The 21150-nt window shown below is 43.7% G+C and carries 18 protein-coding genes; 12 read left to right on the top strand and 6 right to left on the bottom strand.

The window, feature by feature from the left end; genetic code table 11:
• Positions 1–100: 100 nt before the first annotated feature.
• The 6 genes from U1P77_RS07655 to U1P77_RS07630 all read left to right on the top strand — a co-directional run bounded on the left by U1P77_RS07655 (position 101) and on the right by U1P77_RS07630 (position 8388).
• Positions 101–1252: an acyl-CoA dehydrogenase family protein gene (locus tag U1P77_RS07655; protein ID WP_201555851.1), complete on the top strand. Its 1152-nt coding sequence runs from the start codon at positions 101–103 to the stop codon at positions 1250–1252.
• Positions 1253–1363: 111 nt separating this feature from the next.
• On the top strand, positions 1364–2572 hold the full coding sequence (locus U1P77_RS07650) for an acetyl-CoA C-acetyltransferase (protein ID WP_321154448.1): 1209 nt from the start codon (positions 1364–1366) through the stop codon (positions 2570–2572).
• Between the two features lie 90 nt (positions 2573–2662).
• Entirely contained in the window at positions 2663–4855 is a 2193-nt protein-coding gene (locus tag U1P77_RS07645) for a 3-hydroxyacyl-CoA dehydrogenase NAD-binding domain-containing protein (protein WP_321154447.1), read from the top strand.
• Entirely contained in the window at positions 4848–5954 is a 1107-nt protein-coding gene (locus U1P77_RS07640) for a CaiB/BaiF CoA transferase family protein (RefSeq protein WP_414478996.1), read from the top strand. The genes U1P77_RS07645 and U1P77_RS07640 overlap by 8 nt, the downstream gene beginning before the upstream one ends.
• 193 nt (positions 5955–6147) lie before the next feature.
• Entirely contained in the window at positions 6148–7701 is a 1554-nt protein-coding gene (locus tag U1P77_RS07635) for an AMP-binding protein (protein WP_321154446.1), read from the top strand.
• Between the two features lie 111 nt (positions 7702–7812).
• Positions 7813–8388: a GNAT family N-acetyltransferase gene (locus tag U1P77_RS07630; RefSeq protein WP_321154445.1), complete on the top strand. Its 576-nt coding sequence runs from the start codon at positions 7813–7815 to the stop codon at positions 8386–8388.
• A gap of 16 nt (positions 8389–8404) precedes the next feature.
• On the opposite strand, the gene U1P77_RS07625 is transcribed toward U1P77_RS07630, so the two are convergent.
• The 6 genes from U1P77_RS07625 to U1P77_RS07600 all read right to left on the bottom strand — a co-directional run bounded on the left by U1P77_RS07625 (position 8405) and on the right by U1P77_RS07600 (position 12813).
• Positions 8405–9067: a class I SAM-dependent methyltransferase gene (locus U1P77_RS07625; protein WP_321154444.1), complete on the bottom strand. Its 663-nt coding sequence runs from the start codon at positions 9065–9067 to the stop codon at positions 8405–8407.
• Positions 9068–9472: 405 nt separating this feature from the next.
• On the bottom strand, positions 9473–10084 hold the full coding sequence (locus U1P77_RS07620) for a hypothetical protein (protein ID WP_321154443.1): 612 nt from the start codon (positions 10082–10084) through the stop codon (positions 9473–9475).
• Positions 10085–10139: 55 nt separating this feature from the next.
• Positions 10140–10757, bottom strand: coding sequence for a hypothetical protein (locus U1P77_RS07615; protein ID WP_321154442.1), 618 nt, complete (start codon positions 10755–10757; stop codon positions 10140–10142).
• Positions 10758–10882: 125 nt separating this feature from the next.
• A complete protein-coding gene (locus U1P77_RS07610; protein ID WP_321154441.1) occupies positions 10883–11638 on the bottom strand; it encodes a phosphate/phosphite/phosphonate ABC transporter substrate-binding protein in 756 nt (251 codons plus the stop codon).
• 3 nt (positions 11639–11641) lie between these two features.
• Positions 11642–12136, bottom strand: coding sequence for a PAS domain-containing protein (locus U1P77_RS07605; protein ID WP_321154440.1), 495 nt, complete (start codon positions 12134–12136; stop codon positions 11642–11644).
• Between the two features lie 314 nt (positions 12137–12450).
• Complete coding sequence (locus tag U1P77_RS07600) at positions 12451–12813, bottom strand: roadblock/LC7 domain-containing protein (RefSeq protein ID WP_321154439.1); 363 nt, start codon at positions 12811–12813, stop codon at positions 12451–12453.
• A 591-nt stretch (positions 12814–13404) separates the two neighbouring features.
• On the opposite strand from U1P77_RS07600, the gene gdhA reads away from it, so the two are divergent.
• The 6 genes from gdhA to U1P77_RS07570 all read left to right on the top strand — a co-directional run bounded on the left by gdhA (position 13405) and on the right by U1P77_RS07570 (position 21030).
• Positions 13405–14751 (top strand): NADP-specific glutamate dehydrogenase, encoded by a 1347-nt coding sequence (gene gdhA, locus U1P77_RS07595; RefSeq protein WP_321154438.1) that lies wholly within the window; start codon positions 13405–13407, stop codon positions 14749–14751.
• 304 nt (positions 14752–15055) lie between these two features.
• Positions 15056–15436: a hypothetical protein gene (locus U1P77_RS07590; protein WP_321154437.1), complete on the top strand. Its 381-nt coding sequence runs from the start codon at positions 15056–15058 to the stop codon at positions 15434–15436.
• Positions 15415–16899 carry a glycosyltransferase family 2 protein gene (locus tag U1P77_RS07585; RefSeq protein WP_321156655.1) on the top strand — a complete coding sequence of 495 codons (1485 nt, stop codon included), beginning with the start codon at positions 15415–15417 and terminating at the stop codon, positions 16897–16899. The genes U1P77_RS07590 and U1P77_RS07585 overlap by 22 nt, the downstream gene beginning before the upstream one ends.
• Before the next feature lie 87 nt (positions 16900–16986).
• Complete coding sequence (locus tag U1P77_RS07580; RefSeq protein WP_321154436.1) at positions 16987–19686, top strand: glycosyltransferase; 2700 nt, start codon at positions 16987–16989, stop codon at positions 19684–19686.
• Positions 19687–19724: 38 nt separating this feature from the next.
• Positions 19725–20729, top strand: a complete 1005-nt coding sequence (locus U1P77_RS07575) for a glycosyltransferase family 2 protein (RefSeq protein ID WP_321154435.1) — start codon at positions 19725–19727, stop codon at positions 20727–20729.
• 121 nt (positions 20730–20850) lie between these two features.
• Positions 20851–21030 carry a PepSY domain-containing protein gene (locus U1P77_RS07570; protein ID WP_321154434.1) on the top strand — a complete coding sequence of 60 codons (180 nt, stop codon included), beginning with the start codon at positions 20851–20853 and terminating at the stop codon, positions 21028–21030.
• Positions 21031–21150 lie beyond the last annotated feature (120 nt).

Below are 21150 nucleotides of genomic sequence, written 5' to 3'. Positions count from 1 at the left end.
GAGGACATGCTTATTTATGAGTTGCCATGAATGACCCTTGATGATTTTATAAACCTGATTTATTAACCCTATTTATTAACTCAAGACCAAGGATGGACCCATGACGATTGAATGTTTTAAGCCCAGATGGATAGATGAAGAGATTGAGATGTTGCAAGAGAGTGCGCTCAAGTTGTTTAAAAAATGGGAAGCGCACGACGAAAAATGGCGTGAAAACGGTATGCTCGATCGTGAAGCTTGGTTGGAGGCGGGCGAGATGGGTTTTTTATGTGCGTCCATGCCAGAAGAATACGGCGGCGCAGGTGGTGACTTTCGCCATGAAGCGGCGCTTATTTATGCGCAGTCAGAAGCCAATCAAGCAGGTTTTGGCGGCTTTTTGCATTCCGGTATTGTGGCGCCTTATATCCTACATCACGGAACAGAAGCGCAAAAGCAAGCATGGCTCCCTAAAATGGCAACGGGTGAGATGATTGGGGCGATTGCGATGACTGAGCCAGGTACCGGCTCTGATCTGCAAAACATCAAAACTTATGCGGTCAAAGAGGGTGACGATTATATTATCAATGGCTCAAAGACCTTTATTACCAATGGACAATTAGGCAATTTAATTATTGTGGCGTGCAAAACCGATAGAGAAAAAGGCGCCCAAGGCGTGTCGCTGATCGTGGTTGATACGGATAATGCCCCAGGGTTTGAGCGCGGTAAAAAGCTAAAAAAACTTGGGTTGGCATCGCAAGATACCTCGGAGCTGTTCTTTACTAATATGCGCGTACCGCAAGCAAACTTGTTGGGTACTGTAGAGGGCATGGGCTTTATGCAGTTGATGCAAGAGCTACCGCAGGAGCGCTTAATTGTAGCGCTTGCCGGTATTGGAGCGATGAAGCTGGCGCTGGACTTGACCATTGACTATACCAAACAGCGTACTGCTTTTGGCAAACCGGTATGGAGCTTTCAAAATACCCGCTTTAAGTTGGCAGAGTGCAATACTCATTATATTGCCTCGAGTGCCTTGTGCGATGCGGCTATTGAAGCACTTTTAGAGAAAAAACTCACGGTACAACATGCCGCATTGATAAAGTATTGGGTCACTGAAAAGCAATGCATCGTGATGGATGAATGTGTGCAATTATTCGGTGGTTACGGCTACATGATGGAATACCCTATTGCGCGCTTGTATGCAGATGCGCGGGTACAAAAGATCTATGGTGGTACGAACGAGATCATGAAAGAGCTGGCATCACGCTTTATGTAATACCATTCTCACCCGTCAGTTTTGATCAGCTCGTACTATTCATCATTTGATTGAGGAGACTATTGTCTCCTCAATACTTCATTATTTATCAACTATAAATAGGGATTTTTTATGACTGAGACCGCTTATATCTACGATTCGATTCGAACGCCTCGCGGTAAAGGAAAAAAAGACGGGGCGCTTTATCAAGCGACACCCATTTGGCTCGTCCGCACGCTATTGAAAGAGATGCAACAGCGCCACAATCTCGACACCAGCTTGGTCGATGATGTGGTGCTTGGCTGTGTGACACCCGTTGGCGAACAAGGCTCAGATATTGCTCGCATCGCAGTCCTTGATGCAGGCTGGGCTGAAAGTGTGGCTGGTTTAACCTTGTCGCGGTTCTGCGCATCAGGTCTTGAATCTATTAACCTTGCCGCCGCCAAAGTCATGTCAGGTATGGAAGATATGGTTGCAGCAGGCGGCGTTGAATCTATGAGCCGTGTACCAATGGGTTCTGATGGCGGTGCGTGGTATATGGATCCGCGCGTTAACGAGGCCACAGGCTTTGTACCACAAGGGGTCGGCGCTGATACGATCGCCACGTTAGCAGGCTTTAGTCGCACGGACGTCGATGAGTTTGCTGTCGAATCACATCGCCGCGCAGCCAGCGCTTGGGATAATGGATACAATGATAAATCAGTCGTTCCTGTCACTGATCTTAACGGCATGGTGTTATTGGACAAAGATGAAACTATCCGTCCTAATACTGATGTTGCAACCTTAGCTGGTCTCAATCCTTCGTTCGTTATGCCCGGTAAAATGGGCTTTGATAGCGTGATATTAGATAAATACACCACCATTGAAAAAGTCAATCATGTCCACCATGCGGGCAACTCTTCGGGTATCGTCGATGGCGCTGCGCTTTGCTTAATTGGTAGCGCTGCTGCTGGTACAAAAGCAGGTCTAAAACCGCGTGCCAAGATTACCATGGGCGCCGTGATTGGCTCTGAGCCAACCATTATGTTGACAGGTCCTACCCCTGCGTGTCAAAAAGTGCTTGATAAAGCAGGTATGCAAGCATCAGATATTGATCTCTGGGAGATTAACGAAGCTTTTGCTGCCGTACCGCTAAAAACGGCAAGAGATTTTAATGTCTCGCTAGATATCGTTAACGTTAATGGCGGTGCTATTGCTATGGGTCATCCGCTTGGCGCCACTGGAGCCATGTTGATGACGACCGTACTTGACGAGCTAGAACGGCGAGATCTAAAAACGGCAATGATTACACTATGCGTCGGCGGCGGCATGGGCATCGCTACCCTCATCGAGCGCGTATAGATCAATAAACCGTTATCAATTTAGAGTGTCATTAGTTAGAAGAGTGTCATTAATTAGATTGGAAGCAACCGCATATAAAAGGGATTTAGGATGACTATAAATAACACAGATAACATGGATAGCGTAAACGCCATTAATGCATTGGCAAGCTTTGCTGCCCAGCGTGATGATGATGGTATCGTCACAGTAACTATTGATCAAAGCGATCGCAGAATGAATGTCATCGGCGATGGATTCACTGAATCCTTTGCCACGTTGACCGACAGCTTTGCTACTGATGAGTCTGCTAAAGGCTTGATCTTAACCTCAGGCAAAGAGACCTTTGTTGTCGGTGCCGATATTGATTCATTGGGTAATATCAAAACTGCTGAACAAGCGTTTGAACTGGTTGAAGACCTCAAAGGCAGTCTGCGCAAACTAGAGCTATCTGGTAAGCCAGTAGTCGCTGCTATGACAGGCACGGCGCTAGGCGGTGGTCTTGAGATTGCTTTAGCTTGTCATTATCGTATTGCTATTGACTCGCCTAAGACTAAGCTCGGTCTGCCAGAAGTCAAGTTGGGTTTGCTGCCCGGTGGCGGTGGCACTCAGCGTCTGCCACGCTTAGTCGGTATCCAAAAAGCACTGGAGTTAATGACTCAGGGTACAGAATTGTGTCCTGGAGCCGCAAGAGACATCGGTCTTATCGATGCGACTGCCAGTGACCAAGCAGATATGCTACAGCAAGCCAAAGAGTGGATCAAAGCCAATCCTAAAGCGCAACAGCCATGGGATAAAAAAGGGTTTAAAATTCCGGGCGGCGACAGCAAGCATCCCAGCGTTGTACAGATGTTTTCTATTGCACCAGCGATGGCGAACCAAAAATCACATGGCAACTATCCTGCCATTACACACATTATGTCGTGTGTGTTTGAAGGCTGTATGGTCGACATCGATACAGGTTTAGAAATTGAATCGCGTTATTTTGTAGCGTGCGTGCTTTCTCCTGAAGCCAAAAATATGATCAATACCCTGTGGACCCAGCTTAACAGCATCAAAAAAGGTCAATCACGTCCTGATGGCTTTGATAAGTATAAGACTAAAAAGGTCGGTGTGCTTGGGGCTGGTATGATGGGTGCTGGTATTGCCTACGTCTCAGCCAAAGTCGGCATTGAAGTGGTCTTGCTAGATAGAGACATTGAGTCAGCGGATAAAGGGAAAGAATACTCAACAAAGATTCTTGACAAAGCCATCAGCCGTGGTCGCTCAACTGAAGAGAAAAAACATGCTTTATTGAGTAAGATTGAAACCACGGTCTCTTATGATGACCTAGAAGGTTGTGATTTAATCATTGAAGCGGTCTTTGAAAACCGTGAAATAAAAGCAAAATGTACTCAACAATCTGAAGCGGTTATTCCTGAGTCAGCGATCTATGCTTCAAATACGTCGACATTACCAATCACTGGTCTAGCTGCTGCCAGTAAGCGCCCGAACCAGTTTATCGGTCTGCATTTCTTCTCACCTGTGGACAAGATGCCATTGGTAGAAATTATCATGGGTGAAGAAACCGATGATGAAACCTTAGCCAAAGCCTTTGACTATGTATTACAAATTGGTAAGACCCCTATTGTGGTTAATGACAGCCGTGGTTTCTACACCTCACGTGTTTTCGCTACCTATGTGTCAGAAGGTATCACTATGCTAGGTGAAGGGGTTCATCCACGCAGTATCGAAGTGGCGGGTATGAAAGCAGGTATGCCAATGCCGCCATTAGCGCTACAAGATGAAGTGTCTTTAAGTTTGGTTATACATATTACTGAACAGACCAATAAAGACCTAGAAGCTGAAGGTAAGCCTCAGGCCAATCGTCCTTCTTATGACGTGCTAAAAGTCGTGGGTCAAGAGCATAGCCGTGAAGGCAAAAAAGCGGGTAAAGGTTTCTATGACTATCCAGAAAATGGCGAGAAGCGCTTATGGCCTGAATTGACCAATTTGTTCCCCACAAGTGCAGAGCAGCCATCACAACAAGACTTAGTTGACCGCTTATTGTTCATTCAAGCCAACGAATCAGCCAAATGCTATGAGGAAGATGTCGTACGCTCTGTCGCAGATACCAACGTGGGCTCTATTTTTGGTTGGGGCTTTGCGCCGCAGCATGGTGGCACGCTACAGTTCATCAATGCGCTGGGCGTAGACAAGTTCGTTGCTCGTAGCCGTGAGCTTGCTGAGCAGTATGGCGACCGTTTTGCACCAGCACAAATCGTAGTAGACATGGCTGAAAAAGGCAAGGAGTTTACCGATGCCTAACAACACATCCTTAAATGCGGCATCAAGTACCTCATCAGGTATCAGCCAGATGACTGATTGCTTACAAGGATTGCGAGTCGTCGATTTGACTCGCAATCTACCAGGACCTTTTGCAACCCGTCTGCTTGCCGATTTAGGAGCAGAGATCATCAAGATTGAGCCCAAAAATGGTGATCCTGCCCGCGCATTAGGGGGACTGTTTGAAGCTTTAAATCACGGTAAGACTATTGAAAAATATGACTTTCGTGATCCTAAAGGTATCGAGTCAATCAAGGCGCATCTAAAAGACGCGGATGTCATGCTCGATAGCTTCCGTCCGGGGGTATTAGAAGGCATGGGTTTAGATGCCAAGACCGTTCATGCCATCAATCCACAGCTGGTTATCGTATCCATCACTGGGTATGGGTCAGAAATTGGTGACGATATTAAGCATGAGTGGGCTGATAAAGCCGGTCACGATATCAACTTTATGGCCATGAGTGGCGTCCTTGATCAGTTAAAAACGGCTAAAGGCGAGCAGGCCATGCCTAACATCCAGTTTGCAGATCTGGCTGGTGGTAGTGATACCGCAGTGATTGCGTTATTGGCTGCTGTATTCGCCGCCCAGCGGACGGGCAAAGGTCGACATATCGCGGTCAGCATGACCCATAGCTTATACCAGCATATGGTCATGCCAAAAGCGACAGGGACGCTGGTCAAAAGCTTCTCAGGTCGAAACCCGCCACCACAGTATGACTTTTTGGGTGGGTTACTACCTTGCTACCGTCTATATAAAACGGCTGACGATCGCTATATGGCAGTGGGCTCTCTAGAGCTCAAGTTTTGGCAAGGCTTATGCGACGTGCTAGCGTTGCCTGAGCTTAAAGCAACACATTGGCAACTTGGGGTCATGCCCAATACGCCGGACAGTAAAGAGGCTTTGAGGAAAGTGACTGAGACTTTTGCAAGCCAGCCGCTTCGCTACTGGCAGGAGACCTTTGCGTCAGCAGATGTTTGCGTAACCCCTGTTTTAACTTTAGAAGAAGCCAAAGTGCATCCACTATTTGCGCATCAAGATGAACACCATGCCACATCTGGATGGCAACAAGTTAAATATTAAAAAATAGTAGATGCTACTATAAACAGTGACTCATTAATTACCAAGGAAGGTATGTTATGAATAAATTTTGGACGGACAGCTATCCTGAGGGCGTACGTGCTGAGTTAACGTGTGAGCATAAAACGCTACTTAATTATCTTTGATAATACATTCGCTAAATATGTTCAAACAGAACTGAGTACCAACATGGGGGGTGACTTACTCTTATGAGCAGATTGATACTATATCTCGAGATATCGCAGCCTGGATTCAGAGTCTAGGACTGGCGAAAGGCTCTACCATTGGCATTATGATGCCCAATGTCAATCAATATTACCCCATAGTTGTCGGGGTAATTCGTGCAGGAATGGTTCTCACGACCATCAACCCTTTATATACCGGACGTGAACTTAAGCATCAATTGACGGACTCAGACGCCCAAGCGATCTTTATCTTAGAGCCATTTTGTGAGACGTTAGAAAAAATCATTCATGAGACTAGTGTCAAAACGGTAGTCATTAGCACGATTGGTGACATGCTGGGAACGATAAAAGGCAACGTAGTGAATTTGGCGGCCAAGCATATTAAAAAGGCCATCCCAAGTCACGGATTAAAGTCGAACTCAAGCTATAAAGTAGTCAGTTTCAAATCTGTAGTAAAGCAAGGTAAGTCCTTGTCTTATTCTCGCCCTGTGGGTCAGCCTGATGATTTAGCGATGTTGCAATATACAGGCGGGACGACTGGGGTTGCCAAAGGACTTTTAGTGACTCATCACAATGTAGTAATAGCGACCGCTCAATTTGAAGAATGGTTCAATCCTGTTTATAAAAATCTGCCTAAAGATACTCAAATCAATACTATTATTGCTTTACCCTTGTACCATATTTACGCTTTTGTTATTTTTCTGTTAGGGGTACGCGTGGGTCAGCACCTCACGTTAGTGACCAATCCGCGTGATATCGACGGCTTTGTTAAAATATTAGGGCAGCGACCGTTTCATATTTTCCCGGCCGTCAATACCTTATACCAAGCTTTGCTTAACAACCCTAAATTTGAGAGTCTTGATTTCTCGGAATTAAAGTTGTCGCTGGCAGGTGGTATGGCGGCAACACCAGCAACCGCGAAGAGGTGGCAAGATACTACCGGTTTGCCAATTATTGAAGGCTGGGGCATGTCAGAGAGCTTAGGCGTCGGTACTGCCAATCCGCTTATCAATACTGAGTATAACGGCAACATTGGTTTACCACTACCTGGTGTTGACATCAATATCCGTGATGAAGAGGGAAACATTCTCGCGCTGGGTGAAGTCGGCGAGATGTGTATCAAAGGCGATAATATCATCTCAAGTTATCATAGAATCGATAACGCCAGCTTCTTCACGGTTGATGGCTACCTCAAAACAGGTGATGTGGCCTCAATGAATGAGCAGGGCTATATTCAGATATACGATCGCAAAAAAGACATGCTCATCGTCAGTGGTTTTAACGTATTTCCGAATGAAGTAGAAAACATCATTGAGATGCACCCTAAGGTTGCTGAGTGTTCAGTGGTCGGTGTCGATGATGAGAACCAAGGTCAGTCAGTCAAAGCTTATGTCGTAAAATCTGACAACAGCGTCACTGAGCAAGAGATTAAAGATTTTTGCAAAGAGAGTCTGGCCGGTTATAAACGTCCGCGTCACATTGAGTTTATAGATGAGCTACCCAAATCTACAGTCGGTAAAATATTACGCCATGAGCTGCGAAAAAAAGCAAGTCAAGCTTCCTAAAAATTGAGACAGTTTTCAACATTTAAGCCAAACATGTTTGATGAAAGTTGATACTTGATGAAGGTTTTAGAGTCTCGTTATTTAATACATATCAAGTGAGGGTTGAGCTTTATGACAGTAACGACATTAGAAACAGAACGTCTATATCTTAGGCAGTGGCAACCAAGCGATTTTGCGATATTCGCTGATATGAATGCCGATCCAGAAGTGATGCGATATTTTCCTAAGGTATTATCAGCAGCAGTGAGTGATATCATTGCGAATAAATGTCAGCAGCTCATTAAAGATAAGGGTTGGGGATTTTGGGCGGTAAGTCTAAAAGATGGTTCAGAAAAGAGTGATGCTTTTATCGGTTTTGTGGGCTTGAATGAAACGCATGCTGATCTTCACTTTGCTCCTTGTGTCGAGATTGCTTGGCGACTGCGCAAGGAGTTTTGGGGACAAGGCTATGCTACTGAAGCCGCGAATGCCTCTTTAAAGTTTGCCTTTGAGGAGCTAGCACTGGATGAAGTGGTCTCTTTCACTGCTGTTATTAATAAGCGCTCCCAATCAGTTATGGAGCGGCTCGGCATGACCAACACGCAGGACAATTTTTATCATCCTGCGCTTAAGCCAGACCATGTACTTGCTGAGCATGTCTTATATAAAATTAATCAGCAGGAATGGCGGAAAACTAAGGCCAATTAACCTTTTCTTCAAAGCCTTACGCCCTCGAAAACGTCAAAATATGACCTTTAAATGGCATATCTAAATAAGTGGTATCTTCCGGTTTGATATGATGACTGCTGAAGCCAAACTCAGCCATTTTTGCGGTCAGTTTATTTTTGCGACCACGGCCGGGATCAACGACGATCACTTCACAGTTTGGATTGGCATGACGTTCGATGAAGGCTGCCAATATAGACACATGTTGGTCTTCATAGAGTAAATCGCTACCGATAATCATATCAAAACGACCAAGACCGCTGTTCACTTGCGCCCAATCTAAGCGCTCAAATGCAATCTCTTTACTACTATTCAATAAGGTGTTTCTATCAAGGAAGTACTCGACGGTCGGATGATAGTCAGTCGCTGTGATATCTGCGTGTCGATTATTGAGCAGTAGGCTAGATAATGCCATGCCGCAACCGACCTCTAGGATACGCTTGCCAGCGATATCATAATCGAGCATATGGTTGGCTAGCACCAAGCTTGACGGCCATATCACGCCAAATAATGGCCAAGATGCCGAGCAAATACCTAAGTTGAGCGCCTCGTCATCAGGGTCGCTGAATTGTTGGTTATCGCGCAGAGTGCAGACATGAATATCGGTATTGCCAATTTCAATCGTTTGATAACGCACGCGCACAGAAGTAAGCGAAGTCATAAACCATCCTAAAAAAAGAGCAAGAGTGCAAAATCTGGCAAAGGTTGCCACTATCAGGGGGTAGGTCATGTTATCTAATGGGTAATACTATCTAGAAAATAGAATGTAAATAACAAGGGCGGTATAAAAAGGTAGATAGAAGAAAGTGTTGATAATTAAACTGGTTATAGTATGCCTGATCGCTAGGTAAGTTGTTGTTATTTGGCAGAGTATTCTTATTATTGGGGTATTACTGTTATTTGGAGAAGGGCTACTGATAGCGGGTAGACGGGGATACTAATAAATGATGATTAAGGAAGATGAGGCGCAAAAATATTATATTGCGAAGTGTGAAGGTAAGCTTGTAAAAAAGTGCGCCGAACAGGAAACAAAACGCACTTATCAATAAAACTGATTTAACTTAATTTAACTGGCAAAACGCAGACCGGATGTTTTTAGTGCCCAAACCAGCTCAACAAAGGCACGATTATTGGTTAGTGGCTCACCATCGATAATGATAGCGTAGCCCGCCCCATCAATCCATAAAAAGACAAAGCTGGTTTCAGGAATCAGTAAATCGACTTGCTGAAAGAATGAAATCGCTTGGCTCTCTACTGACCAGCCGCGTTGCTTTTGGCGCAACATAAAGCCTGAGAAGTCAGCGGCGGCGACACACAGCATGTCTGCTTCTTCTTGGCTATAGCCAATCCGCGCCAAGCAAAATCCTTCATCGGAAGCAATCGCAGCGCGTCGGTTACCTGATAAGCTTGACACCACATAAGGCAAAAACTGATCCAACGGTAGGTTAGGAGCAGGTAAAAAGATCGATAGCTTCTCAATCCAGCCTTGTTCTAAAAAGTCTTCTAGCCATTCATCAGAATAAGTCTCCAACCAATTACCAGCAAGCATGGTCTCGTGGTGTGACAGTAATGCTTGTAGTGATAGCTGCTGATCAGTGGGTTCGTTTTGTGAAAACGCTTCAAAGATACCTGCTGGGGTTAGGGTAAGATAGGTTTTATCGACATTTAAGTAAGACATAGCGGCTACCATTTATATAAATTTTTATAGTGAACTTCTTTAATAAAGTTATCATCTATGCTTCGACAGTTTGGTCAAGGCTTTGCTGGCAATTATCCCAGCGCTCATCGAACTGCCAGTCACTCTTGCCCAAGCGAAACCAGACGATAGAAAAGGCCAAACGATCATTGCGAGCAACACAGTGGGAGAAAAACTCATTTTCGATTTGCTCAATCGTGTTCCAGTCCTCGTTATCGCGCGCCATCATAAGCTCAGCTGTGATATCTTTGGCAATTTCCTTAGCATCGTCACTGCTGATACGTAGTCGCTGCGTTTGCTCGTTTAATGAGGGTGTTACCAGTACGCTCCAACGGGTTGCAAGCACACTGCTGTGTTGAATGTAAGCTAGCTTATCAATACAGTCGCGAAAAGCTTGTTCAACATGGGGGTGCAAGCGTCCTTGAATACGAGTAAACATATTGGTAACGTCATAAGGAATGTCATACCAGCAGCCATAAAAGAAGTCAGCTACCGCACCTTGTAAAGGCTCTTTTTCATTGAGAAGCAATGCTGCATTAATACGTTGTTCGTGAAAATGACGATTATTCGGCGCCAAAAATATTTTGCGCGAGTATAAGCGAAACAATCGGCGGGCTACCATTTCACTTTCTTTAATAAGCGTTAAGTCACTCATAAGAGTATCTCTGAGGTCATAGTCAACAGTACTGTTTGTAAAGCTTTCAGCGTCAGCAGGTTGAAAAAATAAGAGGGCAGGCGTCCATCACATCAAGATAGTAGCCAAGATGCTAATTAAAATTGCTAATCAAGTAAGGTTTCCATCAAATCTATCATAAATTCGGCATCTTCTTCGCTCATGGGCTCAAAGCCTTGCGGGATACCCAGCTCAGCGAGTGCTTCTTTACCGTCATCATCGTTATGAAAAGCAAGAATCGCATCCGTTAAAGCCACCGCATCGGCAACATTTTCTTTAATCAAGAGTACGTGGCTGATATCCGCTAAATCACTTTCTATCAGTACTGATAGCTGAGTTTTAGTCAAGCGTGAAAAGCTATGGAATATTTCTGCTAAAAAGAACGCTACTTGAGCATCGCCCTTGATAATTTTTCTCGCGGCTGCTTGATAATTTTCAGTCACGTCCCAGTTTAAGTCTGCTTCTTCTAAATCAACGGCCTCAAGCAATCTTAGCCCGATAAGTTTGACGTCACGGTTGTCTGCCATTGCCACGGTAGCACCATTAGTAATATCTTCTAAGCTGTTGATATCGCTACTTGCAGACGCGGCAATAACCATCTCGTCAGATTTTCCGATGGGACGGGCGATAGCACGATAGCCTTGTTCACGTATTAATTCAGCGGCATCAAATGGATTGGCATAAATAATATGCACGTTACCGGCTTTGATCAGCTCTTCTTGTTCAGCAGAAGAGGTAGGCGTGTTTAAATGCATATGAATGTCAGCACGCTTTTGAATTAAGGTGTTGAACATATGCCAGCCTGCAAAACGCTCAGGCGAAAAATCAGGGGCGATTAACAGGTTATACATTGGTTCACTCATGATTTAACCTTCCTCATTCTGTTTCATTTCAGCATACTGGGCAATAGCCGCCTCTATCTTGCTACGTGATGGCTTACGGCGGACCGAGGTATAGCCAACTGTTTCGCCGCGACGGACATTAGGAACGACGGTTGCATAGACCCAATAATGACTGCCATCTTTGCACAAGTTTTTGACATACCCATGCCATTTTTGGCCAGACTCTGCGGTATTCCACAAGTCTTTATAGGCGGCTTTTGGCATATCAGGATGGCGTAAAATATAATGCTGTTTACCGATTAATTCACCTCGATCATAACCACTGATTTCTATAAAAGCGTCATTCACATGGGTGAGGACACCGTCTAGATCGGTACGCGAGACAATGAGCTTGCCGTCTGGATAGGGCCGCTCGATACCAGTATCATAAACAGTTCGTGAAGTTCCATCTTGATAAGTCAATGTGACTTGCTCAGCTGTCGTATCTGGCTGATTGGCATCAGGGAGTGGAGAACCCATAGTAATCTCCTTTATTTATCGTTGTAATCATTAACATTGAAGAACTAGATTAGAGTCATAAACCTAAGAACATGTTTCGATATAAGCAATATATTGCTAGTGTTTATTACTCATCAAACTTAGCTTACTCACATGTACTGAGGGGCAAGGTCTTTAATACCCGTCAGTCTGTATTGGCTCATTAAAATCATACAGTATGTATGGCCTCAACTAATCTTTATAAGACAGATGATAGTTTTTCATTTAAGATGCTTATAAAACAAGCAAACTATATTAGTAAGCAAGTTATAGAAAGCAGCTGATAGAGTCACTGACTAGATAAGTTTTGCTAGGGCTTCTGAGGCGCGCTTGATGTCCAAGAATATCAAGCCAAGCTTAGCATTTGGTTTTGCCATAATGGTCAGTACCGCTTCATCACCTGATGAGGTCATGATGACATAGCCTTTTTCGCCTTGAATCATAATACGATCAATACTACCGCGCGCCAGCTCACGCCCAGCACGGTCCCCTAGTGATATTAGGGCAGCTGACATCGCGCCAACGCGGTCTTCATCAATGCCGGAAGGAAGTGCTGAGGCAATCATAAGGCCATCGTTAGAAATTAGGGCCGACGCCTCAACGTCTGATGATGAACTGTTTAAGTCTTCCAATATCTGTTGGAATGAGTCTGTACGCATATCGCTGTCTCTATAACTGGTTATTGAATAATAAAAAATGTCTATTTATGACACTTAAATTATGGTGCTTAAATTACGACTTTTAAAAATAGCGGTGTTTCAAGACGCCCTATTGTAAATCCTTACTCTCTATATTGATATAACATTTTCTATTTGAGAACCAAATAGTAGGGATCTTTGCCACTTCAGATCTATTTTAGCCTTTTATCTGCTATTGGTATTATTTTAGTCTACTAAAGTTTGCCAATTATAAATAGTACCTGTCGTCTGTAAAAGTAACTATTTATAGCTAATAACATTAATGTTGCGATATGAGCTTGAATTTTTTAATCATCAGGGTAAATTAAATAGGCGAAGTCAATTATCTGACTTTTAAGCGCACGCTAAATACCATTCTCTACCTTGTGTCTGTTATATCATCCGTCATATCATTGAGTGAGATGGACATTCGTTAGCCTTCGACACCCTCAAAATGACATACAGATATGATCTAAAAGCTACTTCGCCTGTTAGAGGCACAATCAGTTGGCTTTCAATCCCATTCGTTTTTATACCTAAAACGACCACAATTTCTACCTTTAAGGAAGATATATGAGTATCAGTCAAGCCATCGAAAAAATTGAAGCCCAATACGCGCATCAACCAGAATTTGTCCAAGCGGTAAAAGAAGTCGCCATCACTATCAAGCCGTTATATGACGCGCATCCTGAATATGAAGCCTTAAAGATATTTGAGCGTTTAGTAGAGCCAGATCGTATTTTTAACTTTCGTATTAACTGGGAAAACGATCAAGGCGAAGTGCAAGTTAATCGCGGCTGGCGTGTCCAGTTCAATAACGCTTTAGGTCCTTATAAAGGGGGTCTTAGATTTCATCCGACTGTGACCCAATCTGTTTTAAAATTCCTAGGATTTGAACAAATCTTCAAAAATGCTTTAACCGGTCTGCCAATCGGCGGCGGTAAAGGCGGCTCTGATTTTGATCCTAAAGGTAAGTCTGAGAACGAGATTCGTCGTTTTTGCTACGCCTTTATGCGTGAGCTGCATCACTTCATCAGTAAAGACATGGATGTACCAGCCGGTGACATTGGGGTAGGTGGCCGCGAAGTCAACTACATGTTCGCTATGTACAAAAACTTAACCCGCGAATCTACTGGTGTGATTACCGGTAAAGGCGTTGGTTTTGGTGGTAGCTTAATGCGTACTGAGGCCACTGGCTACGGGGCGGTATATTTCCTAGAAAGTATGCTAGTCACTCAAAAAGAAGATATCAAAGGTAAAAAAGTATTGATATCAGGTGCTGGTAACGTATCACTACATGCTGCCGAAAAATGTATCGCCCTTGGTGCCAACGTTATCACAGTATCAGATTCCCGCGGTACGCTACATGATGCTAGTGGTTTTACTCAAGAAAAAATCGATTGGCTAAAAGCTCAGAAAGAACAGAGCAAGCCTTTAGCTGAATATGTTGATATTTTTGGTGGCGAATGGCTTGCTAAGCAAAAGCCATGGCCCATTAAAGCAGATATCATCATCCCATCAGCGACCCAGAATGAAGTGGATGAAGACGATGCTAAACAGTTGGTTGAGAATGGCGTAAAATATGTGGTAGAAGGGGCTAATATGCCGCTTACTGCCGAAGCTATTAATCATATTCGCCTGCATCAGGTGCACTATGCGCCTGGTAAAGCGGCTAATGCTGGCGGCGTGGCAGTATCTGCGCTCGAGATGTCACAAAACTCAGTACGCCAATACGATACTTTTGAGCAAGTGGATGAGCGCTTAAAATGCATTATGAAAGACATTCATGATAGCGCTGCTGAAGCATCAGAGCAGTATGGCCAAACTAAAAATGGTTATATTGACTATATGGCGGGCGCGAACATGGTTGGCTTTAAACGCGTTGCCGATGCATTAGTTGCTTATGGAATCTTAAACTAAGCATTAGCTGATAGTCTTTACTGACTATATCTGAAAAATACCGCGCTTATCTTCAATGATGAGCGCGGTATTTTTTTGTCTAAAAAAAAGACTTCTAGCAATCTTTAAAAAAGATTAATTAGGGTGTTTCGTTTCGTAAGTAACTAATTTAACGCTATTTTTTACATTTTTTACCCAGCGTTACATTAATACTATTTTAAAGACAGATCATAAATAACTATTGCCAACCCTTTTGGCTAACATGGGATTTATTTATTAACTTGGGTCGATTTATGTCCCTGATGTATATGCCTAAGGATAAGTCATGACAATCAGTAGGGAAGTCCATACTGCAGCAAGTTCGCTTTCTATAAGCAAAGATACGCTAAAACAATATTTTCCTGGTAACAGTATTTCTAGCACCAGCATTCCTAGCAACAACGAGGTCGATATTGTTTTATCAAAAAATAGCGTACTGAAGATTAGTATAAAAGGTAAAAGCATCTTGAAAATTAATGATGCCTTAAGAGATAGCTGTAGTCAGCATAGTTATTCTGAAGAAAATTTTAAAGAAATTAATGACAATATTGCTAACTTTAATAGTCCTAATCCGCCTATGTGTTTAAGTTTTCAGCTGATGACCCGCGCTGAGCCTGCTGAGATGGTGATAGCGACTATTCACTCATTGCTGGCGATGAGATATTAATTGTTGATAACAACCATACTGAGACCGCACTCTATGAGCCATTAGCAACATTTTGTGCTGAACTGGATACACGGCTAAATGTACACTTTTATCACATCGATGCGGTGGCAGGCTTTAAAGCAGGGGCACTAAATCTAGCATTAGGCCTTATGAATCCCAATGCTACACATGTAGTAGTGGTCGATAGTGATTATCAAGCATTACCGCAGGCAAGAAGCGCTATCGCTGCTGCTATTGATGATTATCCCGATTATGCACTATTACAGTTTCCGCAGTTTTACCGTGATGCTGGCCGAGTCGATGTCCATAGTGAGCTGAATCATTATTTTAATTATCATTTATACCGGCCCTTCAATCGTCAGCGTGCGTTATCGACAGGGACTTATGCAATTATTCGCCGTAGCGCATTGCTAGATTTAGGCGGTTGGTCGGGCGCTTCTCTGACAGAGGACGCGCAGATGGGGGTGTTGATGCATCAGCACGGTTTGCGCAGCCAGTTTATTCCTGAGGTAATCGCTACCGGCTTGTTGCCTACTACCGTCGGTGATTTGATGAGTCAGCGTCGGCGCTGGATTTATGGCAATATGCAAGTGTTCAATAGCTATTTCTCTATAACCTCCCGCCTTTCTACAGCTACGCGCCTGTCGCCAAATAGGTCCATAACAAATGCTCTTGGTGAGCGCTTAGCCTATATACGGGCTCATTTATCGCAGCTTAGCGCTTGGGTGAATTTTACTGGTATTTTCATTCTGTTGCATATCTGTACCTTACTGATCATTGGTAGTGCGCTGCTGATAAATTTAAATATACGTTTACCATTGTTACTAACGCCTTTGTATGTGGTCTATGCCAGCTACGGGATATTTTTGACAAGACGCTTATGGGCGTATAGTCAGGACCGCGAGCCGCTTAATCAGCAAGTAAGGAATGGCCATAGTCAGAGCATTAGTAATCCAAGCATTAGTAATAAGCTACGGGCATGGGCTTTGCACCTTAATTTTTGGGAGCTCGGGGCTTTATCCTGGTTACCAGTGTTGTGGGGACGTGATAAGCCCTTTATCTGTACACCCAAACAACAATACATGCGCACGCGACGCACGGCATGGATGGCTAATATAGTCGCGTTACCTAAGCTGCTATTGATACTCAACATGATAACGGCGGTCATCGTGTCGCCCTTATCGCCGCTCTATTCTCCAATACTGTTTTTCTGTGCTATCACTGTCTGCCTGCTAAAGTTATGGGCCGCAAAAGTCATGTTTGCCAATTATAATTATGGAGAGGTAGCAACGAGCACTTCTTTACCATCCGCTAAATCAGTTTCCAATATTAGGTTGGTAGCCAACGCTAAGGTAACTAAAATTAAATTAAGTAAGACTAAATCAACTGAGGTCCAAATTTTTAAACCAAAAAGTAAACCTGTAATCTCTTTATTTAAAGACGATAACGCTGTTAATCAGTAGCCTTGATAGCCCTGGGTTTTACAACTTTATTTTTTTATTACTATCTTATTCCTATTTTATTACTGGCTCATTTATCTTGGATATTTCATGACATCTACCCCTGTAGCTAATACATCAAATACGACCAATTGTCGTATTATTCATAATGAAAAAGGCGTCAAAACGACGAAACAATCAAAAACTCCTGTATTACGCATTGCGATTATCGCGCACTCTCTATATCCAATCGCGGAACCCTATGCCGGCGGTCTGGAGATGATCACTCAGTTGCTCTGTAATGAGCTGGTTACCCAAGGCCATGAGGTGTTGCTTTACGCGCATTCGGACAGTCAAACGGAGGCCACGCTAATCCCGTTGCTCACGCGCGCGCAGTTTGAGGCGATGGTATATGACAATGAGCATGACTCAGTTGGGATGAGTCGTGAAGAGCTGTATCAATATTTAGTTTATCAGCAAGCGCTACGCGATATGATCACTCGTGATGAGCGCGGTGAGATTGACGTGGTACACAATCACAGCTTGCATCATGTCCCGATGATGCTGGGTCAAGTGTTTGGGTCAAGGTTTTTCACCACTTTTCATACGCCTATCTTCCCCCAGCTACGTTTGGCGCTGTTGACTCTACGGCAAGGAACACAAACCCAGTTTACGGCGATTAGTGGCCATCAACAGCAATTGTTTGATGAATTTGTGCCGTCTCATGTGGTTTATAATGGGATTGATGTGCAATCATTTACCGCGAATATTCAACCTATTAAAGATGAGGTTTACTTTTGGTACGGACGTATTTGTCCTGAAAAAGGCACGCATCTAGCGATGGAGTATTGCAAAGCTGCCGGTAAGCGTCTGGTTATTGCCGGCCCTAAAAGCAATGAGGATTACTTTAATCAATATGTTGCTCCGCTATTGGCAGAAGACGGAAAAGTTAGTAAAGAGAATGGCACACCAGCGCTATTTGATTATGTCGGACATTTAAGCAAAGCCAAAATCAACGATTATCTAGGTAACGCAACCGCACTATTATTTACCAGTACTTGGGATGAGCCTTATGGGTTGACGCTAGCTGAGAGCTTGGCTTGTGGTACACCCGTGATTGGCTTTGATGTGGGTGCTAGTGCTGAGATTGTCACGCCAGATAGCGGAATTATCGTAGCTAAAATGGACAAAGAAGCATTTGTCCAAGCCTTTGCTGATATTAATACTATTTCACGGCAAGCATGTCGCAACCACGCTGAGCAATTTTGTTCAGTGGCAGCGATGGTAGACGGATATGTGCAATTATATAAACAAGCCCTAAAAGACAAACCTGTTGACCAAAACCAAGAAGCTGATAATAAACAACCCGACCTTTTTAATAAACCGGATATACCAATCAACCTTGATGAAACGCTTTCTCGTACTTTACATGCGGTGAGCAAAGATAAGTCAGCTGCTATAAAAAACAGCGAAATAAAAGCATCTGTTTTTTATAGGATTAATATCATGCGTATTGGCTATTATGCCCATCATCATGGCTCAGGTCACTGCCGGCAAGCGGACAAACTAGCGGCACTATTACCGCTTAAGTTACGGCAACAGTTGACCGTATTTACCAGTCTAGCTGCTGATGCTTATCGATTTATTATTATAACTGAGGAGCAAATTGTTCATCTTAGTGCGGAAGATGAACGACCAGACAATGTGCTGGCAGGTCGTGCAGGGCAGTATTGGCAGCCGAGTAGCCTGCATTATTCTCCCGTTGGTAATACCGATATCCAAACGCGCAGTTGGCAGATATTGGATGGCATCAAACAGCGTCAAATTGATCTGATGATTATTGATGTCAGTGTCGAGGTCGCAATGCTATGCCGCGTTGCTAGCGTGCCTTATTTATACGTTAGATTAGCTGGTATTCGTGATGATACGCCACACGTTAATGCTTTTGCAGGAGCTCTTGGGCTGCTAGCCCCTTATCCGCCAGCATTGGAAGCTTTAATGACCCCAGATTTGGTGCGCCAAAAAACCTTATATCTTGATTTTTTAGCCGCTACTAGTAGTGAACCATTGACCTATGAAGCCTTTATCCAAATGCTAACGAGCTTAACCACTGAAACTGCTAGAACCACTGATGCTACTGTTGTTAATCGTTTACCTGCATTGTTATCACGTTCTATCAATGCGCCTTTTGATAAACATAATACTGAGTGTGCAACGGATAACACGGCTACGCAAATGAATTTAGATAGACGGCAATCAACGATAATTACCGTGATTAAGGGCTATGGCGGTCACGAGGCTATCGATGCAAAATTGCCCGAACTACGCCGTGCATTGCCCGATGCCATTATCATATCGCTTGGCCCTATTGATGATGACATGCGCAAGTTTGTCGATATTGCTGCCCATGTTGATGATGTGACGCCATTTATTGCTCATAGTAATTGGCTGCTGATGGCTTGCGGTCTTAACGGTATTGCGCAAGCGTATCGCTATGCGACGCCGCTAGTAGTACTGCCAGATAATCGCCCGCATCAAGAGCAAGAAGTTATGGCGGAGGCTTTGATAATGCAAGGTCGCGCGCTGAGTTGGGAGCAGTTTATGACGAGGATAGAGAAGGGGAGAATTCAAAGCATGCCGTCAATGTATGAGAGTAATGAGAAGGCACACTCTAAACTTGAGAACCAGTTTAACCTATCCGTTAATACGCCAGCCCAAGCCTTTATGGACAGCATCGCTACATTCCCGTCACCCAAATTATGGTTTGAGGAATGGCTACTACCACAGCTGGGATTCAGCCCCGATATTTAGTATCTTTCCCATCAATAAGAAATATAAAAGAGGTCAACATGACTGTAGTTAATGTAGCCAAACCTACTACCCTTCCTGTTAGTGTAATTACTACTTGCTACGGACGTAATCGCCATCTTTATAATCTACTTAGCAGTCTGGCGCAAGGTAGCGTTAGACCTGATGAAGTCATTATCGTAAACGATGATGCTGACCCTGAGCGGTTGGCTCAATTCTCTTTAAATATTGTACAAATACCAACGACTACCCAGGCGCCATTAGACAGTGCTTACAAGATATCAGAGAATGAAACGCTTAAGACCGGATTTGATATCGGCCGTAATCGTAATAGTGGGGCTGCCCGTGCTACACATGACACGTTGATATTCTTAGATGTCGATTGTATTGTTGCGCCAACATTCATTGAGCAGTTAAATGCTAAATTACAAGTGCATCCTGATGCGTTGCTGATGGGCCAGCCGCGTTATCTTACTCGACCTTTAACAGATGCCGAGGGAGCGCAGCTACAGCAAGGTACGTTATCCAAAGCACAGTTAAGTAAGCTATCTGTCTATAATCCTTATCGCTATAACTTTGAGTCGGTCATTGAGGACGGAGTAGCTGAAAACGATAAGCAGACGCCCATTGAGCAGACCCAAGATTATGGCGCATTTTGGAGTTTATGCTTCGCTATCTCGCGGACGCAATTTGAGCAGATTGGCGGTTTCGATACGCAGTATGTTGGCTATGGCGCTGAAGATACTGATTTTGCCTTTACCGTTCGCGCCTTAAATATCGATTTTTATTTAACTGCCGATGTGATTTATCACCAGCAGCACAGTGTTTATCGACCGCCACTAAACCATTTGGATAGCATTGTCATTAATGCCAATCGCTTTTATGATAAATGGCAACATTGGCCAATGGCGGGATGGCTTACGCCGTTTGCAAATATGGGGCTGATTGATTGGCAAGCCGACCAACAACAATTCATTAGCATTGTCCGTCAGCCAAATACAGCTGAGATCGAGGCGGCATATTGCCTCGATGCGGCTTATGTTTAGATGATTTAACTTCTGAAATTTCTGTCGGTTGCAGCAAGACCTCAAGGCTTGATCTATCTATAGTGGCGATATTGCTGATTATAAGACTCTCAAGCAAACAAGAATTAATATTATGAAGGCCATGAGTATTGTTGAGAAAAAAACAGGGGGCCGCGTCATGGAAGTTGAATTTAAAAATGACCGGGATTATAACGACCATACCTCATATTATGAAGTTGAAATGCTCAAAAACGACCATATTTTTGAGCTAAACGTTGATGCCAATACGGGTGAGATATTCAATAATAAGGTTAAAAAGTAAGGTTAAAAAATAGATAAACAAGACACTATTAGAGATAGAGAGATTTAAAAAAATCAAAAAGACATCTGTTAGTAGTTGCCAGCAGGTATTTTTTTATAGGAAAGCTAAAGGTGCTTAAAA

This window comes from Psychrobacter sp. LV10R520-6, assembly GCF_900182925.1.
In the GTDB taxonomy this organism is placed as follows: Bacteria; Pseudomonadota; Gammaproteobacteria; order Pseudomonadales; family Moraxellaceae; genus Psychrobacter.
The sequence above is the reverse complement of the archived record's forward strand: the minus strand, read 5'-3'. Positions and strand labels throughout refer to the sequence as shown.